Origin of the sequence: Streptomyces sp. NPDC047022, from assembly GCF_040644155.1 — a bacterium.
Lineage (GTDB): Bacteria > Actinomycetota > Actinomycetes > Streptomycetales > Streptomycetaceae > Streptomyces.
Map to the genome: position 1 here is coordinate 1 of NZ_JBEYVV010000091.1, position 2,149 is coordinate 2,149.

Consider the following 2,149-nt stretch of genomic DNA (forward strand, 5'->3'; position numbering starts at 1 on the left):
CGGGTGAAGTGGACGGGTGAGGGGCAGTTGGTGTTCGCGGGGCGGGCGGACGAGCAGGTGAAGATCCGCGGTTTCCGTATCGAACCCGGCGAGGTCGCCGCCGCGCTGTCGGCTTGCGCGGGTGTGGGCCAGGTCGCGGTGGTCGCACGCGAGGACGTGCCGGGCGAGGTCCGACTGGTCGCCTACGCGGTGCCCACCGACGGTCAGCTCAAGCGGGAACTGTCCCTTCTTGTACGGGAGTTCGCCGCTGATCTGCTGCCCGGCCACCTCGTCCCGGCGGCCGTGGTGGTGCTGGACGCGCTGCCGCTGACCGTCAACGGCAAGCTGGACCGCAAGGCCCTGCCCGCCCCGCAGTACACCACCGGTGACGGCAGGGCGCCTGCCACGGTGCAGGAGGAACTCCTGTGCCAGGCGTTCGCGCAGGTTCTCGGACTGGACAGCGTCGGCGTCGACGACGACTTCTTCCAGCTGGGCGGACACTCACTCCTCGCGACGCGACTGGTGAGCCGGGTGCGCGCGCTGCTCGGCGTCGAGGTACGGATCGCCGACGTCTTCGAGGCCCCCACTGTCGCCGGGCTCGCCGCCCAGCTCGCTGGAGCGGGCGCGGCACGTACGGCCCTGATGGCCGGCGAACGGCCCGAGCGGGTGCCACTGTCGTTCGCCCAGCGCCGCCTGTGGTTCCTCGGTCAGCTCGAGGGGCCGAGCTCGACCTACAACGCGCCGCTGGTGATGGGCCTGTCCGGAGAGCTGGACCGCGAAGCCCTCGCCGGTGCGCTGCGGGACGTCATCCAGCGGCACGAGGCACTGCGTACGGTTTTCCCCGCGCAGGACGGCGAGCCGTACCAGCGGGTGCTCGACCTGGCCGAGGTGGACTGGGAACTGCCGCTGATCGAGGTGGTGAGGACGGCGGAGACGGCCGAGCGGCTGCTGGACTTCGCCTCACTGCCGGTAGCCCCGCGGACGCCGGACGACGGACCCGAAGAGCTGGCCGCGGCGGTGGCGCGGACGACGGGGCACGCCTTCGACCTGTCCGCCGAGGTGCCGGTGAAGGCTTGGCTGCTCACCGCCGGTCCCGACGAGCACGTGCTGGTCCTGGTGGTCCACCACATCGCGGGCGACGGCTGGTCGATGGAGCCGCTGACCCGGGACATCTCGACGGCCTACGCGGCGCGGTGCCAGGGCCGGGAGCCGCAGTGGGCATCCCTGCCCGTGCAGTACGCCGACTATGCGCTGTGGCAGCGCGAGCTGCTCGGGTCCGAGGACGACCCGCAGAGCCTCATGGCCCAGCAGATCGACTACTGGCGCCAGGCGTTGGACGGATCCCCGGAAGAGCTGGAGCTTCCGTTCGACCGTGCGCGCCCCGCCGTGGCGAGCCACCGGGGACACACCAGCGGGTTCGAGGTGTCGGCCGAACTGCACGCGCAGCTTGCCGAGTTGGCGCAAGCCCATGGCGTGACGATGTTCATGCTGCTGCACACAGCGCTGGCGGTGCTGCTGTCCCGCCTGGGTGCCGGTCAGGACATCCCGATCGGCTCGGCGGTGGCCGGCCGTACCGACGAGGCGCTGGACGACCTGGTCGGCTTCTTCGTCAACACCCTGGTGATCCGCACCGACCTGTCCGGCGACCCCACCTTCGCCGAGGTGCTGGAGCGCGTCCGGGTGGCAGGACAGGGCGCGCTGGCGCATCAGGACGTGCCCTTCGAGCGGCTGGTGGAGGAGCTGGCGCCGACCCGTTCGCTGGTCAGGCACCCGCTGTTCCAGGTGGTGCTGACCAAGGTGAACACGGTCTCGCCCGTGCAGAACGAGACCGGGCCGATCGTGATGCTGCCCGGCATCGAGGTCGAATCACTCTCGTCGGCCCGGCTGGCAGCCAAGTTCGACTTGGACGTGATGGTCGGTGAGGTCTTCGACGAGCAGGGCGTGCCAAGGGGTGTGCGTGGCACGGTGACCGCGCCGGTCGACCTGTTCGAGGACACGACGGTCCGTGGCATCGCACGGCGGTTCGCGCGCGTGCTGGAGCAGCTGGCGCAGGACGTGACGCTGCCGCTGAGCTCGGTGGAGGTGTTGACCGAGGGTGAGCGGGAGTTGGTGCTGGAGGGGTGGAACCGGACGGCGGTGGAGCTGCCGGAGCTGTTGGTGCATGAGTTGT

1 protein-coding gene is annotated in these 2,149 nt (G+C 70.7%); it reads left to right on the forward strand.

Annotated features, from left to right (window positions below; translation table 11 throughout):
* The coding region (locus ABZ845_RS31860) for a condensation domain-containing protein (protein WP_360987011.1) at positions 1–2,149 on the forward strand (2,149 nt) is incomplete at both ends.